General features: G+C 62.8%; 9 protein-coding genes and 2 pseudogenes. 9 read left to right on the forward strand and 2 right to left on the reverse strand.

What is annotated here, in order from left to right:
* The first annotated feature begins 3 nt into the window (after positions 1 to 3).
* The 4 genes from RT21_RS08455 to RT21_RS08470 all read left to right on the forward strand — a co-directional run bounded on the left by RT21_RS08455 (position 4) and on the right by RT21_RS08470 (position 11,065).
* Entirely contained in the window at positions 4 to 306 is a 303-nt protein-coding gene (locus RT21_RS08455; RefSeq protein WP_082082134.1) for an iron transporter, read from the forward strand.
* Positions 303 to 1,871: a PepSY-associated TM helix domain-containing protein gene (locus RT21_RS08460; protein ID WP_046162376.1), complete on the forward strand. Its 1,569-nt coding sequence runs from the start codon at positions 303 to 305 to the stop codon at positions 1,869 to 1,871. Before RT21_RS08455 ends, RT21_RS08460 begins: the two co-directional genes overlap by 4 nt.
* Entirely contained in the window at positions 1,868 to 2,203 is a 336-nt protein-coding gene (locus RT21_RS08465; RefSeq protein WP_046162377.1) for a DUF3325 domain-containing protein, read from the forward strand. Before RT21_RS08460 ends, RT21_RS08465 begins: the two co-directional genes overlap by 4 nt.
* A gap of 315 nt (positions 2,204 to 2,518) precedes the next feature.
* Positions 2,519 to 11,065 carry a glycoside hydrolase family 94 protein gene (locus tag RT21_RS08470; RefSeq protein ID WP_046162378.1) on the forward strand — a complete coding sequence of 2,849 codons (8,547 nt, stop codon included), beginning with the start codon at positions 2,519 to 2,521 and terminating at the stop codon, positions 11,063 to 11,065.
* Between the two features lie 366 nt (positions 11,066 to 11,431).
* Here RT21_RS08470 and RT21_RS08475 read toward each other — a convergent pair whose 3' ends face one another.
* Positions 11,432 to 13,555: a TonB-dependent siderophore receptor gene (locus tag RT21_RS08475; RefSeq protein ID WP_046162379.1), complete on the reverse strand. Its 2,124-nt coding sequence runs from the start codon at positions 13,553 to 13,555 to the stop codon at positions 11,432 to 11,434.
* A 335-nt stretch (positions 13,556 to 13,890) separates the two neighbouring features.
* Here RT21_RS08475 and RT21_RS08480 point away from each other — a divergent pair, with 335 nt between their 5' ends.
* The 5 genes and pseudogenes from RT21_RS08480 to RT21_RS24405 all read left to right on the forward strand — a co-directional run.
* Positions 13,891 to 15,891 (forward strand): peptidase U32 family protein, encoded by a 2,001-nt coding sequence (locus RT21_RS08480; RefSeq protein WP_046162380.1) that lies wholly within the window; start codon positions 13,891 to 13,893, stop codon positions 15,889 to 15,891.
* 162 nt (positions 15,892 to 16,053) lie between these two features.
* Positions 16,054 to 16,830, forward strand: a complete 777-nt coding sequence (locus tag RT21_RS08485) for a transporter substrate-binding domain-containing protein (RefSeq protein WP_046162381.1) — start codon at positions 16,054 to 16,056, stop codon at positions 16,828 to 16,830.
* Between the two features lie 209 nt (positions 16,831 to 17,039).
* A complete protein-coding gene (locus RT21_RS08490; RefSeq protein ID WP_046162382.1) occupies positions 17,040 to 17,450 on the forward strand; it encodes a septal ring lytic transglycosylase RlpA family protein in 411 nt (136 codons plus the stop codon).
* Positions 17,451 to 17,536: 86 nt separating this feature from the next.
* Positions 17,537 to 18,313: pseudogene (locus RT21_RS24400) on the forward strand (PAS domain-containing protein); the annotation flags it as partial.
* Between the two features lie 99 nt (positions 18,314 to 18,412).
* A pseudogene (locus RT21_RS24405) lies at positions 18,413 to 18,850 on the forward strand (methyl-accepting chemotaxis protein); the annotation flags it as partial.
* A 159-nt stretch (positions 18,851 to 19,009) separates the two neighbouring features.
* On the opposite strand, the gene RT21_RS08500 reads toward RT21_RS24405, so the two are convergent.
* Positions 19,010 to 20,200 carry a sugar transporter gene (locus tag RT21_RS08500; protein WP_046162384.1) on the reverse strand — a complete coding sequence of 397 codons (1,191 nt, stop codon included), beginning with the start codon at positions 20,198 to 20,200 and terminating at the stop codon, positions 19,010 to 19,012.
* Positions 20,201 to 20,978: the final 778 nt, after the last annotated feature.

Below are 20,978 nucleotides of genomic sequence, written 5' to 3' on the forward strand. Positions count from 1 at the left end.
GTCGTGACCCGTTCTGCCATTCAATCGCGAAGCGCCTGGCCTGCCATCGCGGCCCGCACCGCACTGGCCCTTCTCGGCGGTTACGCCTTCACCTACGCCTTTACTGCCGCGCTGGCGCGACTATTGCCGCTCGACCCGGTGGACGCCGTCACCGCTGCTTCGCTGCTGTCGTTCGTGGTGTATCTGGTGTTCATCCTCTGGGCGTTCGCGTCAGCCTCGCTGCGGCGGGTGCTGGTGGGCGCAGGGATCGCGATCCCCTTGGCCATCGTAGGCTTCTGGCCGCAGCTGATGGAGGTGCTGGGATGAAAGGCAGCCTGACGCAATCCATGTCCTGGCTGCATACCTGGTGCGGGCTGCTACTCGGCTGGATGCTCTTCGCCATCTTTCTCACCGGCACCCTGGCGGTGTTCGACAAGGAGATCAACTGGTGGATGCAGCCGGAGCTGACCGACCGGGCACCGTCACCTGCCACTGCAGCCAATGTGGCGCAGCGCTGGCTGGCAGAGCGTCACCCCGGCGAAACGAACTGGAACATCAGCCTGCCGACCGCGCGTGCGCCTGACCTAGTCGTCTCGGTCGGTGAACGGCGCCGTGGCGGTGGCGGCGGTGTGACCCACCTCGACCCGTTGAGCGGGAAGACTGTCGAGCCGCGGGAAACCATCGGCGGCAACTTCTTCTTCCATTTCCATTACACCTTGCACCTGCCGCGCACGCTGGGCGTATGGGTGGTGGGGTTCGCGGCCATGGCGATGCTGGTGGCGCTGATCAGCGGCATCATCATCCACAAGAAGATCTTCAAGGAGTTCTTCACCTTCCGCCCCGCCAAAGGCCAGCGATCCTGGCTCGACGCGCATAACGCCAGCGCCGTGCTGCTGTTGCCGTTTCACCTGATGATCACCTACACGGGGCTGGCGATCTTCTTTCTGCTCTATATGCCAGCGGCGGTGAACGCCCTGTACGACGGTGATCGCCAAGCCTATTTCCGCGATGCGCAATCGGGCCGAGCAGCCGAGCAGGCGCCGCGAGTCAAAGGCCGTGGCCGCAAGGCCGTCTCGGCACCGGCGGCACCGCTGCTCCCGCTGAGCGAGATTGTCGGCCGGGCCGAGGCCCACTACGGCCAAGGCATGATCGGCAGCCTGGCGGTGAGCAATCCCGGCCGAGCCAATGCCCAGGTCACGGCGCGCCCCGTGCTGGGCAACCGCATCGAACTGACCAAGGGCGAAGGCATGGTATTCGACGGCGTCAGCGGCAAACTGATCCAGGCGCCGGAGCCGTCACGCACCAGCCAGCTGACCCAACGGGTGATGGCGGGCCTGCACTTCGCGCAATTCGGCGGCTATCCGATGCGCTGGCTGTACTTCATCTGTGGCCTGGTCAGCTGCGCCATGATCGGCACAGGCCTCGTGCTCTACGCGGTCAAACAGCGCAAGCAGGCCAAGACCAACCCGCAATTCCTGCGCGTAGTAGAGAGCCTCAACGTAGCGGTAGTCGCCGGGCTTTTGCTGGCCTGTATCACGCTGTTGTGGGCCAACCGGCTGCTACCGACAGAACTGGCCGCACGTCAGAACTGGGAGCTGCGGCTGTTCTTCGGCGTATGGGCACTCAGTTGGCTGCACGGCTGGCTGCGCAAGCCGTTGTCAGCTTGGCGCGAACAGCTCATGGCCGCTGCACTCCTGGCTTTAGCCCTGCCGGCGCTGGACCTGTGGAGCGCCCAGAGCGCGCCGGACGTCATGCGACTGTCCCTGCTAGCAAGCGTGGCTTCGATGGGCCTGCTGCTGGGCTGGACCGTTTGGAAAATCCCGACGGTCATCGCCGCCCGAAATGCCCGTTCGGCTCGCCTTGATCGTCCCGCTGCCGGAGCCTCCTCATGAACGCTTCCGCGCTGTTCGCCAGCCTTCTGCTCGCTTACGCCGGCATGCTTGGCTTTTGCCTGGGTAAGGAGCGTCACTGGAAACAGTTGGTCAATCCGCACGCGCCAACCTGGCTTCGTCGGCTATGCGCGCCATTGGGCGGGCTTCTGCTCGGGCTCGCGATATATGCGTCCTGCCAGGTCTGGCCCGGCGGCATGGCGGTGGTTGGCTGGTTCGGCCTTATCTCACTGGCTGGCTTTGCCTTGCTGTTATTACTTCCCTACGCGCCGCGCCTGGCCGTGAGCCTGCCGCTGTTGGGAGGACTGGTTTGGGCAGCCGCAGCCCTCACCTGACCACCGGACAAAATCGCCTCTCAACCAAGCACCGACAATAAAACCGACGTTGCTGTATCGTGAGTCCATTGCTGCGACAGCATTCTTCCTGCAAGCGGGGCGGCGTTTACGCCCTCCGCTTGCATGGCTCGCCGAATCTTGACGCCTCTGCCACACCGCCATGCGGTATGGCGTATTCACGAGGCCGTACGGCGATTTGGCAGAAACCGGCAATCGGTTTCCCGTTGTTCCGAAAGCTTGCCGCCGTGGTTCCTCTCGACAGGATCCGGCGCCTCTACGCCTGCTCCCCTATATCCGCTAGTCGGACAGGCGCACATGACCTCAGTTTTCCGTCACATTCTCGGACGCCACAAGCGCTCGCCCCTCTGGAACGACCGTGCGCCCGTGCGCGACGAGCTGTTCGGTATCGAACGGCTGGAACACCACGCCCGTAGCCTGGCCGCAGCCCAGCCCGTCACCGACAGCCCACCCGCCGTCATGCCACTGCACGCTCGGCTGAACGACAACGCGGCGGTCTTGCTGGCAGCTTACCGCGCCAGTGCCGCGGAGCTGGAAAGTGGGCGCAGCGTGGTACCCGCCGCAGAATGGCTGCTGGACAACTATCACCTGGTCGAAGCGCAGATCCGCGAGATTCGTGACGACTTGCCACCGGGCTTCTACCGCCAGTTACCGAAGCTGGCCGAAGGCCCCTTCACCGGCTATCCCCGTGTATTCGGCATCGCCTGGGCGTTCGTCGCCCATACCGACAGCCATTTCGACCCCGAGACGCTGCGCCGCTTCATCAGCGCCTACCAGCAGGTCCAGCCGCTGAGCATCGGTGAGTTGTGGGCGGTGGCGATCACCCTGCGCATCGTACTGATCGAGAATCTGCGGCGCCTGAGCGACCAGATCACCGATGGCCGCGCCACCCGTGCTGCGGCCGATGACATGGCCAACCGGTTGCTGTCGGCCGTCTCTGCGAAAAAAGCGCTGGAGGATGAAATTGCCTCGCGTGGTAGCGCGCCGATGTCCGAAGTGTTCGCGGCGGAGCTGGCCAAACGGCTACGCGACCAGGACCCGAATACCACACCTGCTCTGGGCTGGCTGGAAGAGCTACTGGGCCAGCAGGACAGCTCCATCGATCAGGTGGTGCAGCATTCGCAGCAACGCCAGGGCGCGTCCAACGTCAGTGTGCGCAACGTGATGACCAGCATGCGGCTGATCTCGGATATCGATTGGACCGAACTGTTCGAGAGCGTCAGCCTGGTCGACGAGCGACTGCGCGCCGGCAGCGCTTTCGCCATCATGGATTTCCCCACACGCAACCTGTACCGCAGCGCTATCGAACAACTGGCGCGCGGCTCCAGCGCGACCGAGCTGGACGTCGCCAGCGCCGCACTCAGCGCCGCAGCGGCTGCCCCCACGCACGATCTCGCGCAGGACGAGCGCGTGGGCGATCCGGGCTATCACCTGATCGGCGAGGGCCGCCTGGCCCTAGAACGCAGCATCGGTTTCAGTCCGCCGTTGGGATTGCGCCTGAGCCGATTCCATATACAGCTCGGGATCGTCGGCTATGTCGGCTCGATTCTGCTGGTGACCGCGCTGCTGGCGTCGGTCGGCCTGCAAGCGCTGACCAGCGTCGGCGTTGGTGCCGGATGGCTCGCACTGCTGGCCGTGGTCGCATTCCTGCCGATTACCGATGTGGCCACCACGCTGGTCAACCGTGTGGTGACCTGGCGTTTCGGTGCCATGACCCTGCCCGGGCTGGACCTGACCACCGGCGTGCCACAATCGCTACGCACTCTGGTCGCCGTGCCCACGTTGCTGACCAACGAAGCGGACCTGCTGGAGCAGATCGAACGCATCGAAGTGCATCACTTGGCGGGCGCTGGTGGTGACCTCACCTTTGCGCTGCTGACCGATGGGCTGGATGCCGAGTCGGAAACCATGCCTGGCGATGCGCATCTGCTCGCCGTCGCCGTTGGCGCCATTGCCGCCCTCAACGAACGCTATGGCCCGGCACCTGGCGGCAGCCGCTTTCTGATCTTGCACCGCCGACGCCAGTTCAATCCCAGTGAGGGACGCTGGATGGGCTGGGAGCGCAAGCGCGGCAAGCTGCATGAGTTGAACCAGCTGCTGCGCGGCGCCACCGACACCAGCTATATGCCGTTGGCCGGTTGCACGCAGCAGGTGCCCACCGATGTGCGTTATGTGATCACGTTGGACGCCGACACCCGGCTGCCGCGCGATGCCGCCATGCGCCTGATCGGAAAGATGGCGCACCCGCTCAATCGCCCGCGCTTCAGCGCTTCCGAACAACGGGTGGTCAACGGGTACGCGATCCTTCAACCACGGGTCACGCCATCGCTACCGGTGGGTCGTGAAGGCTCGTTCTATCAGCGCGTTTTCTCCAGCCCTGGTGGCATGGACCCCTACGCCGCGGCTGTCTCCGATGTCTATCAGGACCTATTCGGTGAAGGCTCGTACACCGGCAAGGGCATCTATGACATTGATGCGTTCGAGGCAGCACTCGCCGGTCGGGTACCGGAAAACACCATGCTCAGTCACGACCTGTTCGAGGGCGTCTTTGCCCGTGCAGGGCTGGCTACGGATGTGGAGGTGGTCGAGGAGTTTCCGTCACGCTATGACGTCTCCGGTAAGCGCCAGCACCGCTGGACCCGTGGCGACTGGCAGCTATTGCCGTGGATATGCGGCGCCCGCAGCGGCACTCAGGCGCTGCCGGATATTGGCCGCTTCAAAATGCTCGACAACCTGCGCCGTTCATTGGTCGCACCGCTCACCCTGCTCGCATTGACGCTGTGCTGGCTGCTGCCTCTCCCGGCCGCGCTTGTCGGCACCTTGCTCATACTCGCGACGATGGCCATTCCCGCCGTACTGCCGATCTGCTTTGCACTGCTGCCCGCTCGCAGCGGCATCTGCATGCAAAGCCACCTGCGAAGGCTGCGCGACGACCTGCGCCTGGCTGCCTCGCAAACAGGGTTGAACCTGGTCTTTTTGCCGGACCAGGCCTGGCGCATGGTCGATGCCATCGTGCGGACGCTGTCTCGCCTATCGTCCCGACGCAATCTGCTGGAATGGACCACTGCCGCCCAATCGGCCATCAGCCCGCGCCTGAAGCTCAGCGGTTTCTATTGCGGCATGGCCGGCGGCACGGCCTTGGGCGTTGGCGCTGCGCTCTTCGCGCTGCTGATCGCTCCCGGCTCTTGGCCCGTGGTGCTGCCCTTCGCCCTGCTCTGGCTGGGCGCACCCGCCATCGCCCTGTGGGCCAGCCGCTCACCGCGCATCGCGCCCCGGCAGACGCTCGCCGAACCGGACGCCGAGGAGCTGCGCCTGATCGCTCGACGCACCTGGCGCTTCTTCGAAACCTTCGTCACGCCGGCCGACAACATGCTGCCGCCGGACAATTTTCAGGAAGACCCCAAGCCGGTCGTCGCCCGCCGGACCTCGCCCACCAACATGGGCCTTTACCTGCTCTCGGCCATCACCGCGCGTGATTTCGGCTGGGCCGGCACCCTGCAGACTCTCGACCGTCTCGAAGCAACGCTGGAGAGCATGAGCCGTCTGCAGCGCCACCGCGGCCACTTCTTCAACTGGTACGCCACCGAAGACATGCGGGCGCTAGAGCCGCCTTATGTATCGGCCGTGGACAGCGGCAACCTGGCCGGCCACCTGATCGCGCTCGCCAATGCCTGCGAGGAATGGCTCGACGCACCCACCGCACCGAATGCACGCGCGGGCCTGCAGGACACCCTGGTATTGATTCGCCAGGCTATGACCGCGCTGCCGTCCGCCAGTGGCGAGCGTGGCCGTCCTCTGTCCGAGCTGCTCGACGAGATCAGCGCGCAGCTCGACGAGGAGCAGGCGCTCGATACGCTGTCGGCGACGCTCCAGCAACGGGCCGAAAAGGCCGCTCGCCTGGGCCTGGAACTCTGCCCGCCGGGTGAAGACGACGAGTCATCCGACCTGCGATTCTGGATCGACGCATTGGGCCAGACCCTGGCCGAGCACGCTCGCGACCGCCAGCTACAAGGCGAAACGCTCAGCGATACGCAGAACCGCCTGCGCGAGCTTTCGCGCAGCACCCGGCAGATGGCGCTGGAAATGGACTTCGCCTTTCTGCTCGACCCCGAACGCAAGCTGTTGTCGATCGGCTATGGACTGGCCGAAAACAGCCTCGACCCCAGTTGCTACGACTTGCTCGCATCGGAAGCGCGTCTGGCCAGCCTGTTCGCCATCGCCAAGGGTGACGTGACCACCCGTCACTGGTTCCGTCTGGGTCGCACCGCGACGCCCCTGGGCAACGGCTCAGCGTTGATTTCCTGGTCGGGCTCGATGTTCGAATACCTGATGCCCTCGCTGGTCATGCGTGCGCCGGCAGGCAGTCTGCTGGAGCAGACCAACAGCCTGGTGGTGCAGCGCCAGCAAGATTACGGCAACGACCGCAACGTCCCATGGGGCGTGTCGGAGTCGGCGTATCACGCCCGCGACATGGAATTCACCTATCAGTATTCCAACTTCGGCGTGCCGGGCTTGGGCCTCAAGCGCGGGCTGGCGGAGAACCTGGTCATCGCGCCCTACGCCACCGGCCTTGCCACCATGGTCGACGCTCCGGGCGCGCAAGCCAATTTCCGCCGCATGGCAGAGATGGGCGCGGTCGGCCGCTACGGTTTCTACGAGGCACTGGACTTCACCCCGGCGCGACTGCCGGATGGCCAGTCCTTCGTCATCGTGCGCAACTACATGGCCCACCACCAAGGCATGACCATCGTCGCCATCGCCAACACCCTGCTGGACGGACAGATGCGCGCCCGCTTCCATCGCGAGCCGATGATCCAGGCCTGTGAACTGCTCCTGCAGGAGCGCATGCCGCGTGACGTGGCCATCGCCCATCCGCGCGCCGAAGAAGTGAAGATCCGTGCTGTCGAGGGCAGCGGCGATCCGCAAGCCCTGCGCCGGCTCAACGCGGCCGCCGCCGGAGCCGCCCCTGTCACCCACCTGCTCAGCAACGGCCGTTACGCCGTGATGCTCACCGCCGCCGGCGCAGGTTACAGCCGCTGGCGCGATATCGCGGTCACCCGCTGGCGTGAAGATGCCAGCCGTGATGATTACGGCTCGTTCATCTTCCTTCGTGATACGGCAGACGGCCGCGTCTGGCCGGCAGGCGGGCAGCCCATCGGCAGCGATGCGCTGAGCCATGAGGTGATATTTGGCGAGGATCGTGCCGAGTTCATTCGTCACGACAAGGATCTGTCCACCATCCTCGATGTGCTGGTGTCTGGTGAGGATGACGGCGAAGTACGCCGCGTCTCGCTCGCCAACAGCGGCCCTGACGCTCGTGAGATCGAGCTGACCTCCTACAGCGAAGTGGTGCTTACGACGCCATCCACCGACAACGCGCACCCGGCCTTCGCCAAGCTCTTCGTGGTCACCGAATACCTGCCAGAGTTCGGCGCGCTGCTGGCCACCCGACGCCTGCGCAGCGAGGGCGAGCGCCCGATCTGGGCCGCACATTTTGTCGTGGCCGAAGGTGAAGTCGTGGCCGATCCGCAGTATGAAACCGACCGGGCCCGTTTCATCGGCCAGCGGCCAAGCGTTGCCGCTGCCGCGGTGGTTGCCGAAGGGCTGCCACTGTCGAATACGGTGGGCACCGTGCTCGACCCGATCTTCGCGCTCAAATACCGGGTCAAGGTCGCACCGGGCAAGGTAGCCCGCGTTGCCTTCTGGACCCTGGTTGCGGAGTCGCGGGATGAGCTGCTCAACCTGATCGAGAAACACCACGACCGCAGCGCCTACGACCGCGCCAAAACCCTGGCCTGGACCCAGGCGCAGGTTCAGCTGCGCCATCTGGACATCAAGCCGGCCGAAGCCGCCGACTTCCAGCGCCTAGCCGCGCCGATCCTCTATGCCGATCCGCAGTTTCGTGCGCCCTCGGCGGCCATTATCGAGGGCGCTGGCGCTCAGTCCGGTCTCTGGCCGCACGCGATCTCCGGTGACCTGCCCATCGTCTTGCTGCGCATCGACGACATTCAGGACATCGCCCAGGTTCGCCAGCTGCTGCGTGCCCATGAGTACTGGCGCATGAAGCGCCTCGCGGTGGATCTGGTGATTCTCAACGAGCACGCCAGTTCCTACCTGCAGGACTTGCAGATCGCTATCGAAACCGCCGTGCGAAGCAGCCAGTCGCGCCCGCGTTTTGGTGCCGAACTTGCTCAAGGCACGGTGTACATGCTGCGCGCCGACCTGCTGAGCACCGAGGCGCGTGCGTTGCTGCGCAGCGTGGCTCGCGTCTCCCTGATCGCTCGCCGCGGGCCGATCGCCAATCAGCTGACCAACCAACTGGTTGCGTCTCAGGCACCGGTCATCCCGCCACGTCCTGCCGACCGGCGATCGACTGGAATGGCTACGTCAGCTGCTGCAGGTCCATCGGCTGCGGAGATTTCCCAGCACCTGGAATGCTTCAACGGGCTGGGCGGTTTCGACAAGGATGGCCGCGAGTACGTGACGCTGCTGGAAGCGGACGCCAACACACCCGCGCCCTGGATCAACGTGATCGCCAATCCGCAGTTCGGCTTTCAGGTATCGGCGCAGGGCAGCGGCTACACCTGGGCCGAGAACAGCCGGGAAAACCAGCTCACGCCCTGGTCCAACGACCCGGTTACGGACCCCTGTGGCGAAGCCTTCTATGTGCGCGACGAGGACAGCGGTGCACTATTCAGCCCGACCGCACAGCCGATTCGTGATGGCGGGCTGTACGTCGCACGGCATGGACATGGCTACAGCCGCTTCGAACACCAGGCCGATGGCATCGCCATGGACCTGCTGGAGTACGTGCCGCTGGCCGATCCCATCAAGATTTCCCGCCTGACCCTGCGCAACCTGTCGGCCGTGCCGCGCCGGTTGTCGGTCACTCGCTACAGCGAGTGGGTGCTCGGTACGGCGCGCGGCGCCAACGCGCCCTTCATCATCACCGGGCACGATGACAGCAACGGCATGCTTCTCGCCCGCAACCCCTGGAGCAGCGCCTTCCCTGGCCGCATAGCCTTTGCCGACCTTGGCGGTAGGCAAACCGGCTGGACCGCCAATCGCCGCGAATTCCTCGGCCGCAACAGCGGACCCGCAACGCCAGCAGCGCTTCTCGCGGGTGCGCCGCTGTCGGGTATCACGGGCGCCGGCATGGACCCCTGCGGGGCCTTGCAGACAAGCGTCGAACTGGCTGCCGGCGAAAGCATTGAAATCGTCGCCTTTATCGGTCAATGCCCATCGGCAGAGGCTGCGCGGGCACTGGTCGAGCGTTATCGCCAAGCGGATCTGGATGCCGTGCTGCTGGAGGTCACCGAGCATTGGCGTACCGCCCTGGGCGCGGTACAGGTGAAAACCCCGGACCGCACGATGGACATCATGCTCAACGGCTGGCTGCTGTATCAGACCCTCGCCTGCCGCATCTGGGCGCGCTCGGCGTTCTATCAGGCCAGCGGCGCCTACGGCTTCCGCGACCAGTTGCAGGACGGCATGGCGCTGACCTTCTCCCGGCCCGAGGCCACCCGCAGCCACATTCTGCGCGCGGCCAGCCGCCAGTTCGCCGAGGGCGACGTACAACACTGGTGGCTGCCGCACTCCGGTCAGGGCGTGCGTACGCGCATTTCCGATGACCGTGTCTGGCTATCGTTCGCCACGGCGACCTATATCCAGGTCGCGGGCGATCTGGCGATTCTCGACGAGCCAGTCACCTTCCTCGAAGGGCCGCTGCTCAAGCCTGGCGAGCACGATGCCTTCTTCCAACCGATGATGGCTGGCGATGCCGCACCGCTGTTCGAGCATTGCGCGCGCGGCCTCGACCAGTGCTTGGAACTGCACGGCGAACTCGGCCTGCCGCTGATTGGCGGCGGCGACTGGAACGACGGGATGAACCGCGTCGGCGAACACGGCAAGGGCGAAAGCGTCTGGCTCGGCTGGCTGCTCCTGCGCACCATTGAACTCTTCGCGCCACTGGCCGATGGGCGCGGCACCGTGGCTGACGCCCAACGCGCCGAGCGCTGGCGTGAACACGCCGTGGCGCTTACTGATTCGCTGGAAGAAAAGGCGTGGGATGGCGAGTGGTATCGCCGCGCAACCTTCGACGACGGCACCTGGCTCGGTTCCAAAGACAGTGACGAGTGCCGCATCGACTCCATCGCCCAGTCCTGGGCCGTGCTGTCCGGCGCGGCAGACCCCGCCCGTGCGAAGCAAGCCATGGCTTCGGTGCGCAAGCACCTGATCCGTGAGGACGACGGGCTGGCGCTGCTGTTCACGCCACCATTCGACAAGACCGACAAGGAGCCGGGTTACATCAAGGGCTATCCAGCGGGCCTGCGCGAAAACGGCGGGCAATACAGCCACGCGGCAATGTGGGCCATGCTCGCCTTCGCCAAGCTCGGCGACGGTGATGCCGCGTGCCGCATGTTCAAGCTACTCAACCCGATCAACCACGCGCTGACGCCTGAAGAAAGCCGACGCTACAAAGTAGAACCTTATGTGGTGGCAGCGGATGTCTACGGCGTTGCTCCGCATAACGGCCGCGGCGGCTGGACCTGGTACACCGGTGCAGCCGGCTGGATGCACCGCGCCGGCGTCGAGGGCATCCTCGGTATCCGTCGTGAAGGCGAATGGTTGATCGTCGATCCATGCATCAGCAGTCAGTGGCCCGGATTCGAAGCCACCATCAACCTGGGCGAGACCCGCTACGCCATTCGGGTGGAAAACCCAGCCCAGGCCAATAACGGCATCAAGACGGCCCTATTGGATGAGCAGGCACTCGACTGTGCCGACGGGTATGTACGGCTTGCGCTGGATGGGGAGCGGCATCAGGTGGTGTTAACGCTGTAGAACGCAAGAATGTACCGGACTCGATGCTTCCCCTGATCCTCACCCGATAAATGTAGGGATCATCGGGCGGGGGCCGACCGAGCCGCAAGGTATTGGCGCCGAGCACGGAGTAACGCTTGGAGGGACGTTTCAGAGGAGCGTAACGGCCAGATAGTTTCGCTTCATCGGCAACGTGCAGCTCGATCGTCTGCAAGCTGGCTTTACCGAGAAGTGGGCAATAAGCCCTGGAAGGGATCGGCTCGCAACCAAACGATGCGACAAGCTATCTGATACTTCCCAACTCTGCTGCTCACCGGGGCGGCAAGCAGCAAGGTCTACGTAAGTCCTGCCTGGCCGACGTTGGAGCTGCCAGACAGGACTTGTCGTTTACCAGTTATAGCTGACCTTGGCCGTGATCTCGCGGCCAGGGTTGTAGTAGTCCGCGGTGCCCGAGCCGACCACGTGCTGCTCATCGAGCAGGTTGCTGACGTTGATGGCCAGATCGGTGTCTCTGTAGATCTGGTAGTTAAAGGCTGCGTCGAAAAGCGTGGTTGCGTCGCTCTTGGCGGTATTAGCCAGATCGAAGTAATAAGCCCCGACGTAACGAGCTCCCAGGCCAACGCTCATATCCGTTCCCGGCAAGCTGTAGTAGCTCCACAGTGACGCGGTATGCTTCGGCGCAACATCGAACTCATTGCCCTCTCGCGTTACGTCGATGTCGCGGATCACCTCCGACTCTAGATAGGAATAGGCGCCCAGGAGGCTGAGGTTGCTAGTGATCTCAGCCTTGGCTTCCAGATCTAAACCACGCGTCCGCGTTTCGCCAATGGCTTGCTGCTCGATAACTCCGCTGGGCAGCGTGACGGAGAAGGTGACATCGTCCTGGGTCAGGTCGTAGATCGCTGCAGTGAACAACGCGTTCATGCCCACGGGCGCATATTTAACGCCGAGCTCGTACTGTTTGCCGCGCTTGGGCGTAACGCCTACTTCTGGCGGTGCCACGGACTCCACCATGCTCACATAGGTGGAAACCTCGTCTGTGACCATGTAGGTCAGCGCACCGCGATAGGATGTTTCCGAAACGCTATCGCTCTTATCGAAGGCCGTTCCGAACAATGCGCCTTTGTCCGCCAGATCCATGGAATCGTTACGAACCCCGGCGCTGACGATAAAGCGCTCGTAAAAGGAGAGACTTTGCTGCAGGAACGCGGACTTGGTGGTGTATTCCTGATCGCTTGTGCGGTAGATCGAGAGGCTCGATGGAGCGCCGCTACGCACCGGGTTTGCGATGTTGATTGGCGTCGCCCCCCCATAGACAGAGGTTTCCTGGGTGGAGGCATCGCGATACTCGACCCCCATCAAGGTGCTGCTGTCGATGCTCTCGAAGCGGGCATCGTATTGCAGCATCATGTTGCCAATCAGCTCATCCGCCTCGCTGTCGGTGCCGAAGTAGTCGCGACCGACGGAAGTCCCTACCCGACGTGAAGGCGCATCGTTGATATAGACATAGCCGAAGTCATCGGTCAGCTCGCTGTAACGCAGGTTGCCGCGCAGCACGAAACCATTGTCGAAATCGTGCGTGACGGTGCTGGTGATACTGGAGCGCTCCGTTTCCTGGAAATTGAAGCCCGGCTCGCCATAGAAATCGCTGCGGTCGTATTCCCTGTCCAGCGGATAACCACCACTGTTCGGCGTGCTGTCACGCTTGAGGTGATCCAGGATAAGCGTGGCTGAGGTAAAGGCTGTCGGTGCCCAGGTCAGACCGCCCATCAGAAACTTGTCATCGTCCTGGGAATGGTCGTACTCGCGATCGCTGTCCTGGATCTTGCCGGTCAGGCGGTAGGCCAGCGTCTGGTCCTCGTTCAACGAGTCACCGACATCGATACCGGTTTCAACATGATTGAAGGAACCGTAGGTCACATAGCCCTGGCCAAACTTATCGAAGCGCGGCTTCTTGCTGACGAAATTAACGGAGCCGCCCGGATCAGCAGGCCCGAACAGCGTGGAGTTGGCACCACGCAGAATCTCGATGCGCTCATAGGCGAAGGGCTCTTCGCGGACGCCGCGCATGGAGCCGAGGGTCAGCCCATCACGGTAAGTCGTGGCCTGGAAGCCGCGGATCTTGAAGTAATCGTTGCGGTCATCTGTACCGTAAAAGTCGGTGATGACGCCCGGTGTGTATTGCAGCACCTCTTCTGTGGTGCTGGCACTGCGCTGCTCGATTTCCTTTTGGGTGACCACCGAAACCGAAGCTGGCGTGTTGAGAATGCTGGTAGGAACCTTACCGCCGACCCACAGCTCCTGAGCAACGACCGTACTGGAGTCGTCACCCGCAGATGCATTGGCGTTAACGATGATGGGCGCCAGGCGAAACGGCTCTTCAGTATCCGTGCGGGCCGACTCTTGCGCGCTAACGCTCAAGGGAGCGGCTACCGCACAGCACAGAAACGCGGTGGTGGTACGTCGCCAAGGTGTCTGCGCCTTGTAAAGCCCGGCCTTACTACCAGTCATGCTTGAGGTCCTCTGTATTTAGTGGGTGGCAGCCGCATCTTCTGATTGTTGTTACATCAGGTCACATTGAGTCGCGGGCAACGGATAATAATCAATCGCGAATGAGATAAGTAATCATTTATTTAGCTAAACGAAAAACTTTCTCGTCCACATCACTAAAACTGGTGGATTTACTTGGTTAGGTAGCCACCTCTCGCCGTAGCGCGAATCGCCGAGTCAGTGGCGTTCATCATCGCAATCGATATCCGGGCCTCGATCACTCGCCCGGCGGCCAGTCCCAAATGGCCCGTAAGTCTTTACAATGCGCGGCTTCCATCTGCACCCGGTCCGCGCTCATGTCCTTGCCCCAACATCACCTCGAACTGCTCTCCCCTGCCCGGGACACGACCATTGCTCGCGAAGCCATCCTGCATGGCGCCGATGCGGTGTACATCGGCGGGCCGAGTTTCGGGGCGCGGCACAACGCCGAGAACAGCGTGGCGGACATTGCCGAGCTGGTGAAATTTGCGCACCTGTTCCACGCACGGGTATTCGTCACGATCAACACCATCCTCCATGACGACGAGTTGGAAGCGGCGCGGGCGCTGATCTGGCAGCTCTACGAGATCGGTGTCGATGCGCTGATCGTGCAGGACATGGGCGTGATGGAAATGGACATCCCGCCGATCGAACTGCACGCCAGAACCCAGACCGACATCCGCACCCTGGAACGCGCCACCTTTCTCGACAAGGCCGGCTTCTCGCAGCTGGTGCTGGCCCGCGAGCTGAATCTGCAGGAAATCCGTGCGATCAGCGATGCGACCGATGCGACGATCGAGTTCTTCATTCACGGCGCCCTGTGCGTGGCGTTTTCCGGGCAGTGCAACATTTCCCATGCGCAAAACGGCCGCAGCGCCAACCGTGGCGATTGCTCCCAAGCGTGCCGCTTGCCCTACACGCTCAAGGATGACCAGGGCCGCGTCGTTGCCTTCGACAAGCATCTGCTGTCGATGAAGGACAACAACCAGAGCGCCAACCTGCGCGCGCTGGTCGATGCCGGCGTGCGTTCGTTCAAGATCGAAGGGCGCTACAAGGATGTGAGTTACGTGAAGAACATCACCGCTTACTACCGCCAGCGACTCGACGAGATTCTCGAAGACCGCCCTGATCTAGCCCGCGCCTCCAGCGGCCGCACCGATCATTTTTTCGTGCCGGACCCGGACAAGACCTTCCATCGCGGCAGCACCGATTACTTCGTGACCGACCGCAAGATCGACATTGGCGCCTTCGACTCGCCGACCTTCACCGGTCTCGCCGTGGGTGAAGTGCTCAAGGTCAGCAAGCATGACCTGACCGTGCAGACCCGTGAGCCGCTGTCCAACGGCGACGGCCTCAATGTGCTGATCAAGCGTGAGGTGGTGGGCTTCCGCGCCAGCGTGGTCGAGCCGTTGAAGCAATTCGAGGAAGACGGTCAGTCGCTCTGGCAATACCGCGTGGAGCCTAACGAGATGCCCGACGCGATCCGCCAGCTACGCCCGAACCATCCGCTGAACCGCAACCTGGACCACAACTGGCAGAACGCGCTGCTGAAGACTTCCTCCGAGCGCCGCATCGGCGTGCGTTGGCTGGCCAAGCTGCGTGCCGATGAGCTGGAGTTGCATGTCACCAGCGAAGAAGGCGCCTATGCCAGCGTCTCGCTGGTCGGCCCATTCGGCGAAGCGAAGAAGCCGGAACAAGTGCCTGGCCAGATCGCCGACCTACTGAGCCAGCTGGGCACCACGATCTACCACGCCGAAGAAGTGGACGTGGATGCGCCGCAGGCCTTCTTCATCCCCAACTCGCAGCTAAAGGCGCTGCGCCGCGAAGCCATCGAGGCACTGAGCGAAGCCCGCGAAGCGATTCGGCCGTTAGGCAGCCGCAAGGCGGTCAGCGTACCGCCGCCGGTCTACCCGGAAGCGCACCTGTCGTTCCTCTATAACGTCTACAACGAAAAAGCGCGTGCCTTCTATCACCGCTACGGTGTGCAACTGATCGATGCGGCCTACGAGGCCCATGAGGAGACCGGCGAAGTGCCGGTGATGATCACCAAGCACTGCCTGCGCTTCTCCTTCAACCTCTGCCCGAAACAGGCCAAGGGCGTGACGGGCGTGCGCACCAAGGTTGCGCCGATGCAGCTGATTCACGGCGATGAAGTCCTGACGCTGAAGTTCGACTGCAAGCCCTGCGAGATGCACGTGATCGGCAAGATCAAGGGCAACATCCTCAACCTGCCGCAGCCGGGCAGCGCCAGCAGCGTGGTCGGCCACATCACCCCGGCCGACTTGATGAAGACCATCCGTAGCAAGCCGCACGCCTGAGGTAGATCATCCGCGGTTGCCGACGTCGAGCCGTGGCAACTCTCCACTCAGTTAAACCTTGTGAGGCCGGTCTGCAGTCCGGTACGTTCGACATGCCCACTCCAACTGACGGGCCAGAACAATAACCGCGGCCACCCAGGCATGCCCTTGCAAGGAAACACCATGAGATCTCTGATTGCGGCTGGCATCTTGCTGGCCAGCGGCACGGCCTTCGCCGCGCCCTCCTCCTCAGTGCTCGATGAAGCCCAACAGCGCGGTACGCTGAAGGTCTGCACGACTGGCGACTACAAGCCCTACACCTTTCTGCGCGACGACAAGCGCTACGAGGGCATCGACATCGCCCTCGCCGAGTCACTGGCGAAGTCCTTGGGCGTCAAGATCGAATGGGTACCGACCACATGGAAGACGTTGATGCCAGACTTCCTCGCTCAATGCGACATGGCCGTGGGCGGCGTCTCCATTTCACTCGAGCGGCAAAAGAAGGCCTTCTTCAGCAATCCGATCACCGTGGACGGCAAGATCCCCTTCGTCCGCTGTGATGAAGTCGAGAAGTACCAGACCATCGAGCAGCTCAACCAGCCCTCGGTGCGCCTGATCGAGCCGCCAGGCGGCACCAACGAAGCCTTCGTGCGTCGCGAGCTGCCCAAGGCGCAGCTGGAGCTATTCCACGACAACACCGTGATCTTCAAATCCGTCGCCGACAACAAGGCCGACGTGATGATCACCGACTCGTCGGAGGCGCAGTATCAACAGCGCAACTACCCGACTCTGTGTGCGGTTAACCCCGACAAACCCCTGCAGTACAGCGAAAAGGCCTTCTTGCTTCCGCGCGGTGATGTGGCATTCAAGGCCTACGTCGATCAGTGGCTGCACCTGACCAAGGCCACTGGAGAATACCAACGCATCGCTGACGCCTGGTTGGCCAAACCGAGCGAGTAAGCGCGCCGGGGCGGACCCGAGCGATCGGGTCCGCTGTGCATTACACCGCTCGGCTTGCACCATCCCCGGTGCGCGAGCGCTGATCGCTGATCGCTGAAGCACGATTGACCTCGAAAACTTACTGGCACCGATACACTCTTAATGGCGCCGCGCCTTGCCGTTCCGTACGGCGCTGCCCGAATCCCTCATGACGAAGACAAGGATCGACGATGCTCATAAGGCCAGCCGTTTGGTTGTTCACCCTGCTTACGGTCGTAGCACTTGCAGGCTGTACCACTCCGCGATCGAAGACCCCCTCGCCGCAGGAAGCGCCCACCGAGACGGGCGCGCTGATCGGTTCAGGCAAGGCCTCGTATTACGGCAACCAGCACCACAACAAACTGACCGCCAGCGGCGAGCGCTTCGACCAAAATGTTCTGACAGCGGCTCATCGCACGCTGCCGTTCGGCACTCGGGTCCGGGTCACCAACACCCGTAACGGCCAAAGCGTCGTGGTGCGTATTAACGACCGCGGGCCGTTCGTCCGAGGGCGGATTATCGACCTGTCGAAAGCGGCGTTTGAGCGCATCGCCAGCACTCGCGCCGGCGTAATCCGGGTGCGCTTGGAGCGGGTCGACTGACGCACGCGCACCGAACGACGTTGGTCATCAAGTATGGAAGTGGCGTGCCGATAGAGAGGTACGTCCACTCAGCTTCCGGTGCTTTCATGTTCAACAGCCACCTCAAAAAACAAGTCGAAGACCAGGCTGTAGAACTGTCGCTGCTCCGGCAGCTTCGCGATCAAATGAACGCAACGATGCTGTCGATCACCCTCGACACCGAGTTTCGAATGGTGGCCGTCAACCAGAAATTCGCGCAGACGCTCGGCTACAAGGTCGAGCAACTGCTAGGCCGCGCCATGGCGGATATCGTCCCGGCCTATGTAAAAAGCCTGCCCTGCTTTCATAATTTCCGAGCGGCTGTGTCCAAGCTCGAACCCGTCAGCGACGACTATCGTTTTCTGCGCACCGACGGCAGCCTTGCCTGGTTGCACATCGATTGGTATCCGATCCTGAACGTCCAAGGCAAGTTGCTGCACATGAGCGGGTACGCCCGTGAAGTGACGAAAGAGCTGCAGCTGGCAAAGGAGAACGAAGCGTTCATTAAGGCGCTGCTGCGTTCTACCGCAGTCATTCAGTTCAATCTGGACGGCACCATAGTCTCGGCCAACGACCAGTTCCTGCAAGGCATGGGCTATTCGCTCAAGCAGATCGTGGGCAAGCACCACAGCATGTTCTGCACCCCGGAAGAAGCGTCTTCCCAGCAGTACAAGACCTTCTGGCAAACGCTAAATCGCGGCGAATTCGTTGCAAACCGCTTCAAGCGCATCGACAGCATGGGCCGGGACGTCTGGCTGGAAGCGACTTACAACCCCGTCTATGACACCGAAGGCAAGCTGTGCAAAGTGGTCAAGTTCGCCAGTGTGGTCAGCGATCAGGTCGCACGTGAGGAAGAGGTCCGGGAGGCGGCGAGCATCGCCTATGACGTGTCGCGCAAGACCGACACCAGTGCCGAGCGCGGCGCCGTGGTGGTCAAGGATACGGTTGCGACCATGAAACGCATCGCCGAGGAGGTCGAATCGGCCACCCAGGGTATCGAGGCGCTGGGCCAGCAATCGCACCTGATCAGCTCCATCGTCCAGACCATTGGCGGCATCGCTGCACAAACCAACCTGCTTGCACTCAACGCCGCCATCGAAGCCGCACGCGCCGGTGAACAGGGTCGCGGGTTTGCCGTAGTCGCGGACGAAGTTCGCCAACTGGCTGGCCGCACCAGCGCCGCTACCGAAGAGATCGTCAGTGTGGTGCAGAAGAACCAGGCGCTGGTCGACGAAGCCGTACGGGAAATGGCCAACAGCCGCGAGCAAGCAGCCCAAGGGCTGTCGCTGGCCAACCAGGCGGGCGAGGTCATTGTCGAGATCCAGGACGGTGCCAAACAGGTCGTGAGTGCGGTGGGTCGCTTCGCCAACGAACTGCATTGACCGGATGGCTGGCTACGGTACGCCAGCCCCCAGCATTGACGGCTGATACCGGAATCGACATCGCCAGGGATTGGCGTCAACGGAGCACCCAGCTCCTCGGCCAAGCCTAACCCGCGCTGCAACGAGGGATCACTGACCCGCTGACCCTGCCCCAGCGCGTCAGAGCGCGGCGCTGCCCACCGGCCTGGCGAAGCGATAGGTCGCAAAGCAGCACAGCACGACTCCGCTCAGGGCCAACAGACCGCCAACGATGCCAACATCGCTGAGGCCGAGATGAGCGGTGACCAAGCTGCCCAGCAGTGCGCCGCCGCCAATGCCGACGTTATAGATGCCTGAGAACAAGGCCATGGCGACATCCGTCGCATCGGAGGCGAGGTTCAGTACTTTCGCCTGTAGCGCCAGGCCAAAGCACATGCCGGCGATCCCCCATACCACCACCAGAGCAGCCAGCAGCGAGCTGTCGCGTGATGCGGGCAACAGCAGCAACAGGCACATAGCCATGATCGAAATCGCTGCGATCAGGAAGCCTTTCGGATAACGGTTGCTGTAACGGCTGAAGAGCACCGTCCCGAGAATGCCGGCCCCACCGAACAGCAGCAGCAGCGCCGTGGTCATGTTGCCACTCAGGTGCGCGATGGTTTGCACGAAGGGTTCGATATAGGTGTAGGCGGTGAACTGCGCGGTAATCACCAGCGCGGTCAGCACATAGGCTGCCACCAGCGCTGGCCGCTTGAACAGCATCGGCAAACTGCGCAGAGAACCGGAATTCTGGCTTGGAAGCAGCGGCAAGGTGCGCGCCAGGCAGAGCACGACCAATGCAGCGACCACCGCGATCGACAGGAAGGTGGTACGCCAGTCCAGCAGCTCGCCGACAACCCGCCCCAGCGGAATGCCCAGGACCATGGCCAGCGCGCTACCGGTTGCGAGCAAGCCGAGCGCCTGCGCCTGCTTGCCGGCAGGGGCGACACGCACCGCCAGCGACGCAGTAATCGACCAGAACACGGCGTGTGAAAGCGCGATGCCGATACGGCTGATCATCAGCATGCTGAAACTCGACGCTACGCTGGAGACCAGATGGCTGCCGATGAACACAACGAACACGAAGATAAGCAGGGTTCGTCGCTCGACATTGCGGGTCAGCAGCATCATCGGCAGCGACATCAGCGCGACCACCCAAGCGTAGATGGTCAACATCAGCCCGACCTGAGACGGCGGCATGTCGAACGAACGGCCAATGTCGCTAAGCAAGGCGACCGGGACGAATTCCGTCGTGTTGAAAATAAAAGCGGCCAGGGCCAGCGCGATAACGCTGAGCCAACTCCCGCCGTGGGAGCTTTGCGATTCGTTCATGTGGGCGACGTCTGAAAACTGCTGTTCACTCGGCAACCGCAACGCGCCAGGACGGCACAGTGCAGTGTGACGAAGAAGGTGTAAGGGATGGCCGTTCCATCACCTGCCACAACGCAGATCGCCCGCGGCGCAGGTAATGCACGCAGGATGGCAGCGTAAGCGTTGGAGGTGCGAAGAGGGACAGCTGGAGCGGCGCGGATTCTACGCCTGCAGTCGGTCGATGTCAGGCCGGAAAAGTATCTGGCGACCGGTGGCAGACCTGCAGCGAACTGTCCGCACCGGTACGACATGGACAAGCCGCGGATCAGGCTGTTGTAGGAGCCAGGTTGCTGGCGATCCACGCCTCTGCGGTGCCGAAAAGATCGCCAGCAAGCTGGCTCCTACAGGGGACAACGCCAGCGAAGGTAGTCGTGGCGCTGCGTGCGGATTTCTGCAGTCGGTCGCTGTTAGGCCGAGCAGGCATCTCGCGACCGGTGGCAGACTTGCCCCGTACCTGTAGCGAACTGCGCGAACCCGTACGACATGGACAAGCCGTGGATCACGCTGTTGTAGGAGCCAGGTTGCTGGCGATCCGCGCCTGCGCGGTGCCGAAAAGATCGCCAGCAAGCTGGCTCCTACAGGGGACAACGCCAGCGAAGGTAGTCGTGGCGCTGCGTGCGGATTTCTGCAGTCGGTCGCTGTTAGGCCGAGCAGGCATCTCGCGACCGGTCTCAGACCTGCCCCGTAGCTGTAGCGAACTGCGCGAATCCTTACGACATCACGCTTTTGTAGGAGCCAG

The sequence above is a fragment of the Pseudomonas sp. 10B238 genome (assembly GCF_000970615.1).
Taxonomy (GTDB): Bacteria; Pseudomonadota; Gammaproteobacteria; order Pseudomonadales; family Pseudomonadaceae; genus Stutzerimonas.

What these genes read in the sequence shown, in the direction of transcription:
- RT21_RS08475 (WP_046162379.1), bottom strand. Translation starts at nt 13,555, where the DNA reads ATGACTGGTAGTAAGGCCGGGCTTTACAAGGCGCAGACACCTTGGCGA.
- RT21_RS08460 (WP_046162376.1), top strand. Translation starts at nt 303, where the DNA reads ATGAAAGGCAGCCTGACGCAATCCATGTCCTGGCTGCATACCTGGTGC.
- RT21_RS08485 (WP_046162381.1), top strand. Translation starts at nt 16,054, where the DNA reads ATGAGATCTCTGATTGCGGCTGGCATCTTGCTGGCCAGCGGCACGGCC.
- RT21_RS08480 (WP_046162380.1), top strand. Translation starts at nt 13,891, where the DNA reads ATGTCCTTGCCCCAACATCACCTCGAACTGCTCTCCCCTGCCCGGGAC.
- RT21_RS08490 (WP_046162382.1), top strand. Translation starts at nt 17,040, where the DNA reads ATGCTCATAAGGCCAGCCGTTTGGTTGTTCACCCTGCTTACGGTCGTA.
- RT21_RS08500 (WP_046162384.1), bottom strand. Translation starts at nt 20,200, where the DNA reads ATGAACGAATCGCAAAGCTCCCACGGCGGGAGTTGGCTCAGCGTTATC.
- RT21_RS08465 (WP_046162377.1), top strand. Translation starts at nt 1,868, where the DNA reads ATGAACGCTTCCGCGCTGTTCGCCAGCCTTCTGCTCGCTTACGCCGGC.
- RT21_RS08470 (WP_046162378.1), top strand. Translation starts at nt 2,519, where the DNA reads ATGACCTCAGTTTTCCGTCACATTCTCGGACGCCACAAGCGCTCGCCC.